This is a genomic window from Flavobacterium sp. AK-301 (assembly GCF_058310215.1).
The window spans coordinates 87,450-105,528 of sequence record NZ_JBZEES010000002.1 but is presented as its reverse complement, the minus strand read 5'-3'; the positions used below and the strand labels follow the sequence as shown (position 1 = coordinate 105,528).

Sequence of the window (18,079 nt, the reverse complement as noted above, 5' to 3'; positions counted from 1 at the left end):
ATTGTATATTTAGAATATACCTAACAGGTTTTTTAACCTGTTAGGATAACGTATATAGTCAGATTCTAACTAAAAAGTGATTTCTACTCTTCTGTTTTTTATTCTGCCTTCTTCTGTATCGTTTGATGCAACGGGGTTATCGATTCCTCTGCCTTTTGCAATAATACGATTAGAATGAATTCCTTTTGTAACTAATATTGCTTTGAAACTATCTGCTCTTTGCTGTGATAATCTCTGATTTATAGTACTGTTTCCTTCGCTACTTGCAAAACCATTTACGTTTACTTTTGCTTCGGGATTGTTCTTCAGATAGGAAATAATCTGAATTACAATATAATCGTCTATCGTGATTACTGATACTGAGCCTTTATTGAATGTTGCAGGGATTTTATTATTCAAATCGGAACTGTTTACTAGCGAAACGAATTCTGTTACTTTTACATCTGAATCTACTTTGTCTATTTCTGATTCTGAAACAACTGATTTTGATACCTCAACATCTGAAATAGCTTGTTTTACTGCATCATCTGGTTCCTCTGTGGTTTCTGAGAATCCATTATCTGTGTTCTCAGTCGGAAATGTATCATTCGCTTTTTGTGAAAATAAAAACCATAAAGAAACAACAATTAATGCAAATCCCAATGTTATGAATATTCCTTTTTTTGATTTTACAGGTTCGTCATCTGTTGCTACTGATGAATCTATTTTGCTTTTTGATAAATTAAATGTATTTGTCTTTTGAGATGGTTTGGAAAGATTAATCTTAGATTTATTTCCGTCATTTTTACTTAGATTGAAAGCCATATTATTATATTTTTAGAATTTAATATATTTTGTTCAATCCCTACAAGGTCAAAAAATACCTTGCAGGAACTTTGCAGAGCAGATTTAATAAACATATTACTGAATTATACCTAACAGGTTTTAGAAACCTGTTAGGATATAGATAGGCTATTTTTTAACCTTGTAAAAGGTTTTATTTTTTATTGATATAATTCTATCAGAGTATTTAATCCTCCTCCGAATGCTTGTCCTAAGGCTTCTACATTCCAGTTTCCTCCGTTTCTGGAAATGGAAGCAATTATTATGGAATCTTGTCCTTCAAAAACATCGGTAAGGCTAAATTCACATAATACTGTATTATCGTTTCCGTTTCGAATCTTGATATAGGCATTTCGAACGTTTCCAAAATGGTGTCCGTGTTCTTCTGATTCATGGATGGTAACGGCAAAGTATAGAAACTCTACGCTACTGTCTATTTTTGACAGGTCGATTGTAACGGATTCGTCGTCTCCATCTCCTTCTCCTCCTCTGCTGTCTCCTAAATGTTGTACTGCTCCTTCGGGACTTTTCAGATTATTATAAAATATAAAAAACTCATCTTGTGGTAATTTACCATTGGCTCCAAGCATAAAAACGGATACGTCACAGTCTACTTTATGCCCGTTTATTGTTGCTTCATCCCAGCCGAGACCTGCTATAATATTCTGTAAACCCGGTTTTTCTTTTACTAATGAGATCGGTTTCTTTTTTTCTAATTTAATTGACATATTATTTAATTTATTAGGTTAATTTATTTTCTTTGAATCGGGTAATGGTGGTGTTTCTACCATTTTTGGTTTTATAATTTTCTCTTCTTTTTTCTTCGGGATCTGAGGCAAATCGGGTGTGTTTTTACTTTTCTTTACTTCAGGAACAATTGGTTTGACTATCGCCGAACTGGTATTTTCTACTTCTTTCTTTTTTATGGATAATTTTGGTAGTGGAATAACTACTTTATTTAATACTGGTGGTTCAACCAGAAGCTCTATACTTCTTTTTTTTACTAAAGGTTCGGGTAAGACAGGAACGCTTTTTAAACTTTTATAGTTTTGTTCTTCTATTGTAAAAGCTAATCTGTTTAATACTTTAGAGAATAAAATCGGTTTTATCGGAATAATATTCTGATATTTATGAGACAATTTTTCTATAAAATAATCTGAGTTTATTTCGTCTCCTGCTACTATAAATTTTAGGTTTTGATTCTGTACTATGGAAAATTCTGTTAGAAAATTATTTATTGCATTGTATAACTTATTCTCAAATCCTAAATAAAATAGCTTTTGGTTTATTTCACTGATTTTTAAACGAACGAATGCTTTTGATCCATCAGATAGTTCTATAGTTCCTGATGGTATTGCTGAGCCTTTTTCTAAAAACTGTCGTGCATAGGGTATCAAGTTTGAAATCTCTTCTTCTTTATTCAGTACGACATGTGTACTGGCTACTGCTGCAGTATACATTAACTCTGCTGTAATTCTTAATCTTGGATCTGCACCTAAACCGGGAAATAATTTATTGTGTTTTGGTACTGATAAACCGGACTGAAAATAAAGAATCAGCAGGGAACTGTTTACGGGTTGTAACTTAATAATATTGTCCTGAATGGTTACTGTTTTGTTATTCTCTTTTAATTCTTCTAGTAAAAACGGATCAATACTAAATGTTTCAAAATTCTGAAAACCTGCTTCTGAAAATAATTGTGTTATTACTGCTTTTTCTTTTTCCTGAATATCGTTTTCAAAAACAAATCGTAATGGAAACTCTGCTTTACAGGAGGTTATTAGTATTGATTTATGTACTACTGTACTCAGAAAATGATTCAATACAACCTCAACAGCTTGGTATAACAAAAATTTTATCTGTTTTGTATGTCCGTGAAATGGAAATGAACCCACAGAACTGATAATTTCTTCAAAATAATTTCCGTAGGCATTAGGATCTCCATTCAGAAACTGCTGTTTTGCAAAGGACCCAAAAGAAAAAGTATGATTATCTGAATAGAAATATAATGGATGGGATGCTTCTCCATTCCATTCTAACAGGGTAACTTTACCTCCTTTTTGCTGATAATGAAAAGTAATCTGATTACGACTTATATGTACAATTACACAATATTGCATCTTAAATTAGTTTATAATTTATAATTGATAGTTGATAGTTTTCTTTCAGTTGATAGTTGATAATGGATAGTTTTTAGTTATCAATCGCTATTTACTGAAGACTATGACTGATAACTATTTTCTATCCGACAATCAGAAACTATCCATTATCAACTATAAACTATTTCTGTCAACTATTTCTAGTTCATCTTTTTCAATACTACTTCTTCTAAAAATTTCATCCCTTCTAAAATGATTATGGGTGCTGAAAAATCAAAATTGTCATCGTCTGTTTTTTTATCTTGGGCTTGTCTGAATTCGGGTAGGTTCTTGATATAACTACAGATATTCATTTTCTTAAATCCATCCATACAGTCTGCTTTTGAAAGTGGTAACTGAAAAAACTGGGTGGTTACATTATAAAATTCATTGGCAAACTCCATAAACTTCGGACAGGGCTTATTCTCGTCTTGTGGTGTGGAAATAAAATAACTTTCTATATTCTGAAACATTAATCCGTTAATGGAGGTATCGAATGCTAAATCAACCCACTTCCCGTCTTTTTGCAACAATTGGAAATTCTCTTCTCCTATCAGTTCAATAACGGTATTGTTTTCGGGAACATATAAACGTTGTGTCGGATAGGACAATCCTTTGGACACTTCGTATTTTAAATCCCCAAGTTCTGAAAGGGGATTAATATTAGGTGGTCCTGAAAGGTGCTCTTGTGCTTTGTGTATTCCTCCAAAACCTTTTATAAACTGATTTAAATAATACTGCTGGCTGGCTTGTGGATTAATTGCTCCAAACCAATCAAATATTCTGGCTCCTTTTCCTGTAAATACAATATTTATCTTTGGTACCCAGTTTTCCATTCCGGGAACTTTATCGGGACTTGCATCTATTTCTTTTTTTAATTTATAGGATAATTGCCCGGCATAGTACATTATAAGACCTGTTACGTAGAGATTTACACAGATCAATTCTTTACAGTTGGCTTCGAGTAATTTATAGAACTCTTTAAATTCTTCTCCTTCTAATCGATCTACGAGTTGTTCAAAATAATAAGGGGCTGTGGAGGAACTGTATTTATTTTCTCCTTTGTTGATTCCCTGAATTGTTATTCCTTTTCTTTCGAGCATGGTTACTAATACGGAACGGAAATTTTTAGAATACTTTGTTGCTTGGGAAATGCACTGAGCAGCAAAACGAATGGAGCTTTGTTTTACCATTGCTAATCCGGGTCCGTTGTTTCCCATCATCTGACATAAGGCGCTGATGTCGGTCGTACTTCCGCCAATATCAAAGCAAAGGGTCAGATTGTTTTTATCATTCTCTATGGCGTTTGTATTGGCTAAATAATTAGCAACTGCACAGGCTTCTGTTAATGCTGCGCTACTGTCTAACTGAACAAAATCAAATTTAAAGGGTTCGTTATTTATATTTATTTCCTGAATTTTTGAACTTTTATCTTCTTTTGTTCTCCATCCATTTGTAGGTTTTGAATTTTCATTTGATTCAAATTCTGATGTTGCATCCCAGTTTGATACTGCGTTATTACTAGCTCCCCATCCATCATTTGTATTAAAATTACCAGATTCAAAAACGCTTTCAAGTTGCTTGTATTTAATTCCTGAATTTGTAAAAACTTCTAGTTTACAGTTATTCTCTATCAATGGATTAATAGTGTCAAGGGTAGACCATATCTGATTGTATTCGCTTATTAAACTCTGACTCATTGAGGACGGATAGGACCATTTTAATGTTTTTGGAAAATGGTTTTCTTCAAATAACTGGGCATAAATATGAAGTAAAAGGGTACTTAAGTAGGCTTTTTTATGACTGTTTTCTATTTCATGGGAAGACCACTTCATATTGTGTACTATTTCTACTCTTCCTACTCCTATTTCTGCTTCTTGTACTGGTAGATAATTTAAATAATATCGGTTATCGGTTCCTTCTTCTATAGGTAGATTTTTTTCAAAACAAGGGAAACCGCCTATAATGGGTTCGGATAGTAAGGAAGCTGTTGTTTGTTGTTCTTTTTCTTTATGGATTCGTTTTGAATCGTGGAGGGTAATTATTGATTTAATGGCATTTCCTCTTATTTCATCGTTCTGAAAGAAAAATATTTCATTCTCTACGGCATGTCTTTCATCATTGTTTTTTACATCGTTTCTCAACAATGAAATACGTCTGTTTTTAAACTGAAATGATTTCTGAATCTGCTGATCGGTAATGGAATAATAGGCAACACTTGTATTTGTACTTCCAAAGTCGATTCCTAAGGCTGCCTGTTTTAATGATATGGTATCATTCATTCTGTTTCTAATTCCTTGCCCTTCCATATTTTCATATTTTATTATGGTAAAACCACCGTCTTTTCCCTGAAAGGAAAACTTTAATCCTTTGAAAGGTTTTGTACTTTCATAGATCTCATATTTATAGGGCACGTCTGCTACAGTGTTGTTATAACCAATTTTTAGGGAGGCTAATGATTCGTCTGTAATTTTCCCATCGGAAGCTAGATAAACAGGTTCTCCTTTGTCATCTGTCAATATTCGGAAATATTCATCTTCTGTATCCATAATCATTGGTTTTGCCTGCCAGTTCGGTGAATTATGGGGTAGCTCTGAATACATTTCATATTTATTCCATTGTTTTGAAATAAAGTTGGGCCAGATCAGAATGTCTTTATACTGAATTACTTTTTTTGCTACTTTATAATTCTGAGTTTTTGAAATTTCTCTGTTGGTTTGTGTAAATAGTTTTAGGGTTACTTTTACTATTTCTGAATTGGGATCGTATTCTGCATAGATACGGGAACGTACGTCACTGTTGTCTGTTCCTAAAAGGGAACCAAGATTTTTACCAAAAACATTTAGTCCTAAAGGGGATAACGGTAATGAAAAATAACTGTATGTTCCGTATTCTCCTTTTACTTCTGCTTTTAAAAGATATAGGGATCTGTTCACTAAATAACTATCCGTCTTTTCTCCACAGTCTATATTTGCGATCTCACATTGTTGGGGTTCTAATAACAGGTCTTTGGGATCAAAAACAATTCTTCCTGTTTCGGGTTCTGTATAAATAATGCCTTCTGAGCCATATAATTCTGTGGAAAAATTAAACAGCAAACTGAAAGGGGTCTGAAAACAGCTTACCTCGGGGGTTTGTTCTTCTATGGAGATTCCTTTTGCTACTGCATATTTTTCTATTTCGGTAAGCCATGATTGAAGATTACCGTTAATATTGCTGTAATTGGGCTTTAATATTTCTTCTAGGGCATCAAAATTCTTTCTGAATTTTTCTACATTGTTATTGATATGTTTTACATAGCTATGCAGTTCTTTTAGCTCTTTTGGGCTGATATCTGAATGCAACGGGTCTGTAAATTTTTTAGTCTGTTTGTTTATAAATGGTTTTTCTTCTTCTTCTGTAATGGTATAGGAAACGGATGTAAACAAAAAACTGTCGGGTGATGTTCCTCCTATTACTTTTCCTTTGTACAGGATTATGTCTATGAAGGGAGTTTTTAATGAGTTTACGGGGACTGACTGATCGCACCATAATGGTTTTCTTTCGAATAATACGTTGCCAAAGGCTCCTTTGGGTTCATAAATGTTTTCTGTGTCATTTATTGTATTTCCGTCTGAATAGGATAAATGAATACGTTTTATCTGAATATCGTTATAGTTTAAGGCAATGGAGGCTATCAATCCACGCCATTCGTCTATTAGGGATCCATAAAAACGAAGTAATCCGGAGATTTGTACTTTGGGGTCGGTTACATTGTCTAATGCGTTCTTAAAGAGGTTTGCTCTTGCAAAAACGGAGGGCATACCGGATACAACGGCGCCTATGTTTCCTTTGCTGTTTCCTTGTTTGTCTTCTCCTGTTGCGGGAGTAATGATCTTTTTTGTGAAAGTAGGAAATATGGCTGTCATTGGGGACCAAACGTGTTTTGCTCCTTGTGGTTGTGCGCTTGCTTCTACTTTTATAACTAATGATTTTAATTCTTCTGCCATTTTAAACTAAGTTTTTGTGTGAATTACTTATTGCATTGAATACGTGTGCTAAAAACTTTTCTTTTGTGGTGGTTACTTTCTGCTCTTCTTTTGGTGCTCCTTCTTTAATCAACCTGTCTACAAAGGTTCCATAACGACTGGAAAGTAATCCGCCTTTATCCCAATGATACTGGGGGTCTTTGAACAATGCGCCAACATCAATGTCATCGAGCTCTTTTTTTACTTTTGTAAAGGCTTTGTCGTCAAACAGAAACTGTCCTGAGCCTACTGTACTTTTTATCTGATAAATCCAGCCGTCTATTAGGTTTTCTCCAGAAAAGTCATAGGCAAATAGTTTCATATAGATATCAATATCTTTGCATTCTTCTTGGGTAATGGCGTCATAATCATATATTTTCTGATTATTTAACTGTTTGATAAAGCCTTGCATACCGTTATCTCCAAAGGCTGCTTTGTTACGGGAAAGTACAATATGAGCGAGGGAAAGGAAAGCTCCTAAACGATTGGCAAATACTTTTCCTGCGTTATTATCTTTTCCTACGAAGTCATTGAAATCAAAATTGAACGTGTTTTTATTGAAATCAACGGATTTAAAGAGTACTTCTGCTCTGATATTGTCAAATCCTTTGTTCTTGGTAAAAAAATCATAGGCTGCACAGGCGCATATCAGTTCTGTGATATGACACGGGTTTTTTTGCTCTGCTCCTCCTGTAATTGTTTTGGCAGATTCTTCTCCTGTTGTTTTACTTTCGAGAGGCCAGCCTACATGATACATATATTTATAGGCGGTCTGAACGGTGGGATCGCTTTGATAGAACTGTAGGGCTGCCTGGCTATTCAGTGAAAAAAAGGAGGAATCGGCAATAACTCCGTCTTCTTTTGTTCCCATCTGATTTGCATCGGGTTTTTTAAAAGAAAAATATTCTGTTAATAATGTGGTTCCAAATTTTACGTTTTTGTCAAGTGATGCTTTATTACCGGATCGAATGCGCATGGCATCGTCTAATGCTTTTGGTATAACGGGAATGGATGAGGCTCCTGTTCCTCCAAAAACGGATCCGAATACGAATACTCTGGCGTTGGGTCCTGCTGCGGAAAGTTTGTCTATATAGAGCTGTAATTCTTTTTCCTGACTTTTTACGTCTACTCCTTTTAATAGGTTACGGGCGGCTTCTATGAAGCCATGATACATTAAATGGGAGCCTAAATGGGTTTGTGCTCTGTAACCGTGTGCGAGATTAAAATCCTGAACGGACTGATCTAAAAACAAATCGGATAACAGTTTGTTTTCTTCTATGTTATTTTTATCTCCTACGTCTAATTTTGAGATATTACGGTAGTTTTCTCTTCCGCTACCACTATAAACGGTCCAGAATCGGTATAGGTTTAATTTGGCTGAAAAAAAGGTATTGGAATTCGGATTTCCTCCGTTGGTTCCTCCTGATGTTTTGATACGATTATACAGCCGTATCAGGTTTTCTGTACGGGCTTTGTTTCCGTTAGTTTCATCGGTATCTAAGGTTAATATTTCTATTTCTTTACTGTCAAACATACCTATGGCACACAAATGTGTGAAAGCTTCTAAGCATCGCATCCCTGTACCGCCAATAGCGATAAGAAATAATTTATCTTGATTCATTTTTTATTAGTTAATGGTTGATAATGTATAGTTGATAGTTCTTGTTTAGTGGACAGTTCTTGTACTGATCTTTTCTTTTAATTACTCCAGTCTTAGACTGGTTGACACATCCGCAAAGTCAGAGACTTTTGCGGAACGAGAATCAAACTATCAACTAAATTAAAACCAGTTTCCTATTTTGCTGTTTCTAAATAACTTACTTAGTACGAAACCTGCTGCTATATAGAATATTAATGCTATTCCGGTTCCGATTCCTAATGCTTTTACATATCTGTTGACAACCATAATGTTATCATCGGGTTTGAATATGAAGTAGCCTAAAAGGAATGTTATAACGGGGGTTAAAACGGCGAAAATCCAAAACCAGATCTTTCGCCTCTGAGGGTCTTTTGGATCTGAACCTCCTTCGAATTGTATCATGTTAGCAACGATTGCTGAAACTAATACTAAAAATAATGCTGTTGATACTGAAATTATATATGCTTCCATTGTATGTTTTTTTTAAATTGTTTTGATATAATAGGAATAAATCACTTTGTCTTTTGGTTTTATATTCTCTGAACCAATGGTATTGCGAATGGATTCGTATAATGCTTGATTTGTCTCTCCTTTTCTTGTGGTGGAATCCCATTTAAACTGATCTAGTTTAGGATTGGATATATTGGGTGTTACTTTTGTAATCACAATATCTACTCGTATCAAACCAGATGGATTTGGAATACTGAGGATATTAAACTTATCATGAAACTGAACTTCTAATTCTGCTTTTGATCGATCTGTCTTTTTGGTGTTTTCAAATAGCTTTTGGTTTAACATAAATAGTTCTGATAGAGGCTGAGATACTTTACGGGAATACATCCACTCTTCTTTTACTATTCCTTTTTCATCATAGCAAGTCAGAGCAACTGCATCGGTCTCTGTGGGATCTACTATCTTTTCTCCATTATTGTCTTTTACCAGTTTCGGTTTATGATTGAGTACTTCTTTGCTTTTGGCGAAAGACAAAAAATCATCGGTACTATCGTATACTTTTACTTCGATTGCATCGATTGTATAGGTATCTTCATTTTTTAAATTAATAAACAGGTTTTTGAAGAAATAGGTAAAAGCATTTTGTTTCTGATAATCGGTCTTAAGTTCTTGGATGGTTTCCCAGTTTACTCCAAATTCATAAAACTCAAAGGGATTGTTTTGTGCTGATCTGATGAGATAGGAGTCTTTTTTGAAATCTAACACATTCTTTTTGCCTTCTTTAGCATCTACGTCATAGAATATTCCTCCTGTTTTGTCTACTCCATAATTTGTTGTTACTGTATATGGGGTATTGGTCAGATCAAAGCGTTCAGGAACAAACGAACGACCTTTTAACGCATATTCTATTTTTGTTAGTATACTGCTGTCGGACTGATTTCCGTAAGTGAATATGATATAGTATAAATACTTCGAAACGTTACGCCCGTCTTTTGCTTTTTCTGTAAAATCTGTAATCAGGAATGTAATGGAATTTCCTTTTGAAAGCCAATTTTCAAAATATACTTTTGCAAAATTCTGAAACTGCTCTGTTCCTCTTCTTGTTTGATTGTCTAATTCAAACTCTTCAAAATCTGTAATTAATAAGGCGTCATTAGCGGAAGTGGTAATTTCTTTGACTGCTTCTTCTATAGGAGCCATAATATCTTTTGAATACGATTTAGGCTCTACTATTTTATTATACAGTTCTTTTGGTTTAAAATCCATTGCTTCAATGGTACTGTTGGCTAATTTGAACCACTCGATATTTGATTCTGCGGATAGGGTCTGCGTGATCCATTGTGTCAAATATTTGTTATCGGAATGGTCTGTATACGCCTGATGCAATCCATTGGAAAAATCAATGTATACTTTCGGATTTCCAATTTTTACTGTTTCTGAATCTGGAAATATAGTGGTATGATATTGTTCGATTCTTTGATTTAAACCGGTATCGAAGGCATCAAATTTTACAACTTTAAAAGGGTCTTCTTCGTCTCCGCAACTTATAAAAAGGGAGAAAATCATTATAATTAATAACCTAAATTTAATACTCATAGCAAATGTATTTTTATATCATTGTTTTATATCTGATTATTGTACTGATTTAGCAGGTATATATCCTATTAAACCGGATTTCTCTACTTTGATCTTTACCCAGCCATTTACTGCATCTATATAAATAAGGTTTGCTCCTTTTAGAACAGTCTGAATAACTTCACTGGATGTATCTGGTTTTTTATAGATATTTACAATTTTTGTTACGGCTATAAAATCTCCTTTTTTGTATTTTGAATAGACTGTATGTTTATGACTGCTGCATACACCGCAACTTCCTCCATCATAAGCGCAATGTTTACAGCCGCTACAGTTTTTACAGGCTTTACAGTTCGCATCTCCTGTACATCTTCCTCGTCCTCCGCTTTCTTCTGACTGCATTGTTAAAAGAGATTGAGGCGGCTGAGCTGTTACCTGCTGGTTACAACCTGTCATTACCATATATAGCGGCAGTATCAGAAATAGTATTGTTTTCATCTTTATTCTGTTTCATATAATTTTACGGTTGCTAATAGTTCTGTTTGGAATAAATAGATATCATCTATGGTTTCTATAGGCTCTTTTATTTCGACCTTGTCTTGATTGAATAATCCAATATATTTTTTAGTTCCGTTTAAATGTAATCGGCAAAGTGGTTTACGATTATTATCGTCTAACAGGATTCCAAAATAAGATTGGGTATCCCGATAGGCTATTCTGTCAACAGGCAGTTTCTGTCTTAATATTGCCAGTACAATTCTGTAACCTTCGAGTTCTTCTTCGGTTGTTACTATTTTACTACTGTCTTCTTCTGTAACTACAGCTTCTTCTTTTTGTTTGATGGTTTCTTTAGTCAATGCGGCATTGAGACGGTCGTTTACTTTTTCACTGATAATCTGTGTAAAAGCTTTTTGAACCAGCTCTTTAAACTCTTCCATTACTTTTTCGGTTAATCTGCCCGTATGTACTTTACTGGCAAATAACTTTGTAAACTCATGTGAAGGGACAGACAACTCTTCGTTAATCTGCTTCTTGATCTCTTTGATATATTTTAAGGAACTGGCATTGTCTACAATTTTATCAATGTCAAAATTCGATTTGTGGAATTTATTAATCTCACTGATGGTAACGTCTTTTAAATTGGTAATCTCAAATTCTAAAAATGGTTTTTCATCCATTTTGTTTTTTTCTTCGAGATCACTGTAAAACTGATATTCTATACCGTTTGTCAATAAGGCAAATCGTGTTTTTGAAACATGAAAATATCTGAAAAGTTGTGAATTATGAACGGATAAATCTTCTTTCCAGTTCTTACATTCAATAATAAGAATGGGTGCTCCGTTCTGAAAAATAGCATAGTCTACTTTTTCTCCTTTTTTTAATCCTATATCGGCAGTAAATTCCGGTACTACTTCCATCGGATTAAAGGAATCATAACCGAGAAGGTTTATAAATGGCAATACGAATGCATGTTTTGTAGATTCTTCTGTTTCGATCTTGTCTTTTAGCTGATTAATCTTATCTGCTAAACTTTTAAGTTGTACATGTAACTCCATAATTTTTTATTATTTAAAATCGTAAAATATGTTCTGCAATCTCACTCTCTTCAATGATCTGACGATTGGGTAATATCAATTTCTTTTCTCCTGTAACGGGGTCAGTATATGCCACTGACCCGTGCCTACAATTCTTAAATCTGTAATGAAATGCTCTTATCCCTTTTATAAATCCCTGTTCTGCTGTAATATCAAATACGTAACGGGAACATGATTTTCTGAAAAGACATCGATTCCTCTTCGATTCAGGGATTGTAATCCAGTACAATCGAATAATGATTAAAAGAAAATGTTTCATTATTATTTACTGAAAACTGCCATTTGGCTTGTTGTTGTATAACCCTGCTGCTGTCCTAGTCCAAAACATCCGGCTACCGGCTTAACAAAAGTGACTACACTTTCAAGTCGGACATACTTCCAGCCCTGATCTGAATAATGGGTTATCATATTTGCTAAATGTTCTGATACCTGAGTTGAGGTATTTTTAGTAGGATCAACTGAAGGGGTAAAGGGTACTACTTTGTATTCCATAATGAGGATTTTTATTTGGTTATTATTTATAAGCCAAACTTATAGCGATTTGAAATGGATTATTTACGGGTTTCCTCATTTTGGAAAGAGAGCGAAATAAAACAGGCTCTTTCTTGATTTGGAAGAGTCTGTTTTATAGAAACAAGACACTGACTAACAGTTTGTTAAAAACGATATTCTCTTATTTTATCTTTGAATGAAAAAATAAAATAAATTTAAAAATATTTAAAAATAAGATTGATTGGAATACCTACAAAGTCAAAAAAAGACCTTGCAGGAGTTAAATTAAGACCAGAATAACTGAAATCAATTCTTTTATTCTGTAAGATCTTCTATTCGCTAAACTTATCTCAATTAAAAATGAATTCCTTACAGGTTTCCGTAAAATAGTGGATTAAAGTATTCAGTACACAGTATTCAAAACAATTTTGTGGTTCAAGATAAAGCTGACAACTATCAATTAAAACAAAATAGCCTTGCTGAAGCAAGGCTATTTTGAGAAATCGAACAATCTAATAATTAAACGTTTTTCTGTTTTTTACCTTCGGTAGTAGTCAAAAGCCAATTCCTTTCTTAATGAATCATACCTAACAGGTTTAAAAAAAACGGGTTAGGAGAAGAGCAAAATCAAGAGTGACTTCTTACATTTTACATCTCACAAAAAACATTTTACATATTAAATTCGCCCAAGATCTTTTACAGTACTAATAAGGTGAGCTATATTATTTGCTTTAAAAGTCACTTTTAATTTATTAATACGCTTTTCAATACTGCTGATACTTGAGGGTTTATACTTTTCTTTTTGTAACTGGAGGCTTATTTCTTCTTGTGATAATCCTTGAGACAGATTTTTTAGTAACCTAATATCCAGATCATCTATTTCATATGCTTCGCCTTTCAACGCAGGGAGTAAATGAGGCGATATATAAGTTGTGCCTTCTTCACTTATCTTTTGTATGGCTTGTTCTAATTCTTTTGTTCCTTCTCGTCCTTTAAAAACATAGGCATTAATTCTCAAATCATCAAACAGGGTTCTTATTTTAAAGGGTCTGTCATCACTGGAATAGACTACTACTTTAAGATCGGGCTGTACTTCCTTTACTGCTTCTATCAGCTCTTCTCCTGATTTATACTTTGTTGGCTTACTGTCTTCTATAAAGGACAAATCACTAATTAGCAGATCATAGGGAATATTATCCTGATGGGCTCTTACGATATCCAAATAAGCTTTATCACAATAGGGTACGTAGTTCACTTCGCAGAAAGGGAGTTTTTTAAGAATAGTGATAAGACCCAGATTCGTAGTGTCTATATCATCGGCTATTAAAATTTTTTTAAACATTATCAATTCTTTTTAAATGGGATACATTAAACTAATTTTTAATCCTCCATTGGGATTTGAGTCAAATTTAGTATCTCCCTGAATGGAATTGATACGGTTTTCCACATTTTGCAAACCATTTTTACGAATTAACTGCTCGGATGCTATTCCTACTCCATTATCGGAATAATTAATCTGTACTTTTTTGTCAGTACAATCAAAACTTATAATCGCTAATGTTGCTTTACTGTGCTTTCTCATATTAACCATTACTTCTTGAAGGACACGATAGGTAATGATTTTTTTTTCTTTTGGAATACTTGTCCAATCTATGGTTTCTAAATTTTTATCAATAATAATACCAACCTGATCACTATTGTATTCTGATAACATGGATTTCAATTGTTTTAGATAATTCTTTTCGGTATCAATGGTACTGTTTCTTCTGGATATATCTCTGGCATGTAAATAAATAGCATCTAATGAACCTAATACTTTTTCTTTATTATTTTCTGATGTCAAATTCTGGGTTTGTATAAAGGTCATTACGCCATATACATCATTTGCGAGTTCATCATGAACGTCTTTGGCTATTCTGGTTTCTGTATTATAGATTTCTTCTGCTAATTTTATTTTCGTTTTATAGGCTGTCTTTTCTTTCTCCTTTTTATAGACAAAATAAGATCCTACTCCTGTTAAAATTAAAATAACAACACTAAAAATCAATATTTGATTTTGTCGTTCTCCCCTTTCTATTAAAAGGGCTTTTTCTGCTGTCTCTGCTTTTAACTGCAAGTTTTCATCTTTCTCTTTTGTATAATCATACTTTATTTTAGCAAACTGATTTTTAGCACTCATCTGAGCGGTATTGATACTATCGGATAATTGTATATATTGTTGGGCATACTTTTTAGCAGATGGTACATCATTAATGGTAACTAATTTTTTAAGTGCTTCTAAGTAATTATCTGAATTTTTTAATTGTTTTGAAACTTCTAAATATTTTATAGTATACTTTACTGCTTTTTGTTTATCTGTTCTTATATAATAATCCGATAGATGCTCATAGCTTGCCTGTAATCCTTCCTGATCCTTTTCCTTTAGCCGTATTAGTAAGGCTTCCTGTAAATCTTTAAGTATATCATTCTTCGGATTTTGTAACCATTGAGTATAAGCTAAATTATCCATAATTCTTGCTATAATAGTTAAAGGAATAGTTTTATCTTTTTCTGTATTCAATTGAGTCCATGTAGTTATTGCTTTCTCATATTCTTTCATATGTGTATAAACATTAGCTATATTATTTAAGATCGTCACGCTATCTTTTTTTGAAGCAGAATAAATCAGAGCTTTTTGATATTCTTCAATTGCATTGTGATATAACTTTTGTTTTTTATAACCCATAGCAATACAATTATAAACTCCCGGTAATAATAATTTTGCTTTTTCTGATATTTCTAAATAAGGAATGGCTTCTGTAGCACTGGACTGACTTCCAAAAAAATCCCCTGTTTTTTCCTGTATTATCGCCATTTCTCGTAAACGCTTCCCTATTTGAAGACTATCCTGTAATAACAATGATTCATTTTTTGAAAGAAAACTATTTTTAAATTCTGCTTCATAATTATTCAGATACCGATATGTTCTGCTTTTTCGATAATACCCTTTAGCTATAAAAAAGGTGTTTTTCTGAAGTTGAGCAAACCGGATTAACTGATCGGAATAATATAATGCACTATCATATTCTTTTAATCTATTCAGTGTATAAGCCTTATAGCCTAAAAGACTTAAAAAAACTGTATCTTGTTTATTTTGCTTTATCAATAAACCTTTGTTAACTAATTTTAATTTTTCAGAATTAGGAGTAGTGTCTATTGCTCTTTGCAGATAGAAAGCAGAAGAATCAAAAACGATAGTAGTATCTGTATCAGAAATATTTTTTTTCTTTTCACAGGAAAATAATGCTATTAAAAGTAATATCATTAAAATTGGGGAACAAAACTTAAAATGTAGACTCATCCCCCTAAATTAATAAAAATACTATACTTTACTAATTATTTTAATTAAAATAAACTGTATGATTCCATAAATCCACCCCGCCCTTTGGGCACCCCTCCAAAAGAGGGGAAGTTATATCGTCATCTTGGTTCTTCTTCTTCTTCTATATGTCCATCTTCTCCTCCACCTTTACGAACAGACGGATTTTCTTTTTTTGTTTCTGTAGTATAATCGTCTAAATCATCTGCGGAACAAGAGAACAAAGCGGTTCCTAAAAACCATAAATGCTACTAGTCTAAAAATTTGTTTCTTAATTTATTGTTTTTAATTAAAAACAAGGATACGAACTAATTGTGAAAGATTATGTGTAAAAAGAAAACCTTTATAAGAAACTCATTTTATAAAAGGTATCTCCAAATATATTATATATCAAAAAAAGACTGTCTAAAAAGACAGCCTCCTTCCTGATAAAATGAAAAAAGAATTAAACTTCTTCTTCTTCTTCTATATGTCCATCTTCTCCTCCACCTTTACGAACAGACGGATTTTCTTTTTTTGTTTCTGTAGTATAATCATCTAAATTATCTGCTGAACAAGAGAATAAAGTGGTTCCTAAAACAAATAATACGGGTAATATATATAATTTTTTCATGATCTTTAGTATTAAAAATTAGACATAAGAGTCCCTGTCTGAGATTTTGCTCAGATCGTCTTTTACAGCCTTGCTGTGAAATTTTGGGTACTCTGTTTTTGCTTTGGGAAGTGATAGGATGCTAAAACAGAAAGGAATGAGTTATACTTCCCGAATAAATTATTCAAATCTGTTTAGCGATCCTATTAGAACAAGTTTGTACATTTGCCTCAATTGCTGACTGATGTTGTAACTAATTCTGAAGCAAATTTATGCCTGTTTTAAAGGGCTGACACTACGGATTCCGCTAATTCCGTCAGTTCCGTCAGGATTCCGGTTCAATTCCGAAAATTGATAAATACTAAATGATGGAAGATTATAAAAAAGCTATTAGGGAAAAATATGAAATAGAAAAAAAAGGACAATACTCTCGATTTTTAGATCAGCCCAGCCCAGCCCGACTAAGGGATTTCTGTTATTTCCTTTTTAATAGTACAACAGATAGCTCTGATCAGGAGATCTTTACTGATTTTTTTGATTTTAAACCTAATGATTCTACTGAATCAAAGGCTCGAAAAATAGATTTATTTGATATTGATAAATTCAGACCTATTCAGAAATTTTTAATAAACAATACTAATCTTACTATAAAACCTGCTGTTAATTTAACGGCTTTATTAGTTGATTTTGAACCCAGACCACATAGCAAATTTATTAGTGAAAACAATAATGAACAGAAAAAGGAGAATTATAATCCGTTTAAAGTAGCAGGGGAATCTCCTATTCAATCTAATACTAATACTACACCTACAGGGATCATTACTACTCCTAACCCTAAAAAAACAACTCCTTTAAAAACAGGTATTACAATACTAGCTATTTTTATGGTTCTAAGCAGTGGAATATATTTATTAACAGGCAGTGCAACTCCTGTTAACTGCATGATCTGGAAAGAAGACCATTATGAACAGATTCATTGTGATACGATTGCTACTATTCCTGAGAATGGAGTAAAAGCAATAGGACTGGATCCAATTGTATTGGAAAATTTTAGAAAAATAATACCTACTGATACTACTACTTTCTTTAAAAATAAACAGCCCAACGTATGGTATGGTCCGTCTGCTAAAGGTGAATATGAAATTTTTTCTTATCATGGAAAACATCCTGTTACCAGAAAGGATCTAAGACCTATTTCTGTTCGTATAAAGAATGTAATACTGGAGAAACAACGACAAAAAAGAATTCAGTCTTTTGTAAGTCCAACGGAATAATATTCGAGTATTGAATTTTTCGATAGTTAGATGATAAACTGCTTTTGTTAATTAGTAGTATTCATTCAATTTAAATCATCTAATTTTACAGCTATTCTATGAAACATCTTATCTATAGTTTCGGAAGATTAAAA

General features: G+C 33.1%; 16 protein-coding genes. 1 reads left to right on the top strand and 15 read right to left on the bottom strand.

All coding sequences use genetic code 11. From position 1 onward, the window contains the following. Positions 1-69: 69 nt before the first annotated feature. The 15 genes from AC4FQX_RS04070 to AC4FQX_RS04000 form a co-directional block, all read right to left on the bottom strand. Complete coding sequence (locus AC4FQX_RS04070; protein ID WP_491166396.1) at positions 70-804, bottom strand: OmpA family protein; 735 nt, start codon at positions 802-804, stop codon at positions 70-72. Between the two features lie 179 nt (positions 805-983). Then, the gene (locus AC4FQX_RS04065) at positions 984-1,550 is read right to left on the bottom strand and encodes a TerD family protein (RefSeq protein ID WP_491166395.1); all 567 of its coding nucleotides are present in this window, start codon (positions 1,548-1,550) and stop codon (positions 984-986) included. Between the two features lie 18 nt (positions 1,551-1,568). Then, positions 1,569-2,942, bottom strand: a complete 1,374-nt coding sequence (locus tag AC4FQX_RS04060) for a hypothetical protein (protein WP_491166394.1) — start codon at positions 2,940-2,942, stop codon at positions 1,569-1,571. Positions 2,943-3,121: 179 nt separating this feature from the next. Next, entirely contained in the window at positions 3,122-6,949 is a 3,828-nt protein-coding gene (locus tag AC4FQX_RS04055) for a hypothetical protein (RefSeq protein ID WP_491166393.1), read from the bottom strand. A gap of 1 nt (position 6,950) precedes the next feature. Next, positions 6,951-8,588, bottom strand: coding sequence for a hypothetical protein (locus AC4FQX_RS04050; RefSeq protein WP_491166392.1), 1,638 nt, complete (start codon positions 8,586-8,588; stop codon positions 6,951-6,953). 159 nt (positions 8,589-8,747) lie between these two features. Continuing rightward, positions 8,748-9,077: a hypothetical protein gene (locus AC4FQX_RS04045; RefSeq protein WP_491166391.1), complete on the bottom strand. Its 330-nt coding sequence runs from the start codon at positions 9,075-9,077 to the stop codon at positions 8,748-8,750. A gap of 12 nt (positions 9,078-9,089) precedes the next feature. After that, the gene (locus AC4FQX_RS04040) at positions 9,090-10,655 is read right to left on the bottom strand and encodes a hypothetical protein (RefSeq protein WP_491166390.1); all 1,566 of its coding nucleotides are present in this window, start codon (positions 10,653-10,655) and stop codon (positions 9,090-9,092) included. 36 nt (positions 10,656-10,691) lie between these two features. After that, the gene (locus tag AC4FQX_RS04035; RefSeq protein ID WP_491166389.1) at positions 10,692-11,132 is read right to left on the bottom strand and encodes an SH3 domain-containing protein; all 441 of its coding nucleotides are present in this window, start codon (positions 11,130-11,132) and stop codon (positions 10,692-10,694) included. Positions 11,133-11,134: 2 nt separating this feature from the next. Further along, positions 11,135-12,190 carry a type I restriction endonuclease gene (locus AC4FQX_RS04030; protein ID WP_491166388.1) on the bottom strand — a complete coding sequence of 352 codons (1,056 nt, stop codon included), beginning with the start codon at positions 12,188-12,190 and terminating at the stop codon, positions 11,135-11,137. 13 nt (positions 12,191-12,203) lie between these two features. Further along, the gene (gene yidD / locus AC4FQX_RS04025; RefSeq protein WP_491166387.1) at positions 12,204-12,488 is read right to left on the bottom strand and encodes a membrane protein insertion efficiency factor YidD; all 285 of its coding nucleotides are present in this window, start codon (positions 12,486-12,488) and stop codon (positions 12,204-12,206) included. Between the two features lie 2 nt (positions 12,489-12,490). Beyond that, positions 12,491-12,721 (bottom strand): DUF4177 domain-containing protein, encoded by a 231-nt coding sequence (locus tag AC4FQX_RS04020; RefSeq protein ID WP_491166386.1) that lies wholly within the window; start codon positions 12,719-12,721, stop codon positions 12,491-12,493. A 676-nt stretch (positions 12,722-13,397) separates the two neighbouring features. After that, positions 13,398-14,063, bottom strand: a complete 666-nt coding sequence (locus AC4FQX_RS04015) for a response regulator (RefSeq protein WP_491166385.1) — start codon at positions 14,061-14,063, stop codon at positions 13,398-13,400. A gap of 12 nt (positions 14,064-14,075) precedes the next feature. Next, positions 14,076-16,061 carry a tetratricopeptide repeat-containing sensor histidine kinase gene (locus tag AC4FQX_RS04010; RefSeq protein WP_491166384.1) on the bottom strand — a complete coding sequence of 662 codons (1,986 nt, stop codon included), beginning with the start codon at positions 16,059-16,061 and terminating at the stop codon, positions 14,076-14,078. A gap of 119 nt (positions 16,062-16,180) precedes the next feature. After that, positions 16,181-16,303 (bottom strand): hypothetical protein, encoded by a 123-nt coding sequence (locus AC4FQX_RS04005; protein ID WP_491166383.1) that lies wholly within the window; start codon positions 16,301-16,303, stop codon positions 16,181-16,183. A 221-nt stretch (positions 16,304-16,524) separates the two neighbouring features. Beyond that, entirely contained in the window at positions 16,525-16,692 is a 168-nt protein-coding gene (locus AC4FQX_RS04000) for a hypothetical protein (protein ID WP_491166382.1), read from the bottom strand. 347 nt (positions 16,693-17,039) lie between these two features. Between AC4FQX_RS04000 and AC4FQX_RS03995 the strand changes: the two genes are divergently transcribed. Beyond that, the gene (locus AC4FQX_RS03995; protein WP_491166381.1) at positions 17,040-17,945 is read left to right on the top strand and encodes a hypothetical protein; all 906 of its coding nucleotides are present in this window, start codon (positions 17,040-17,042) and stop codon (positions 17,943-17,945) included. The last annotated feature ends 134 nt before the right edge of the window (positions 17,946-18,079 follow it).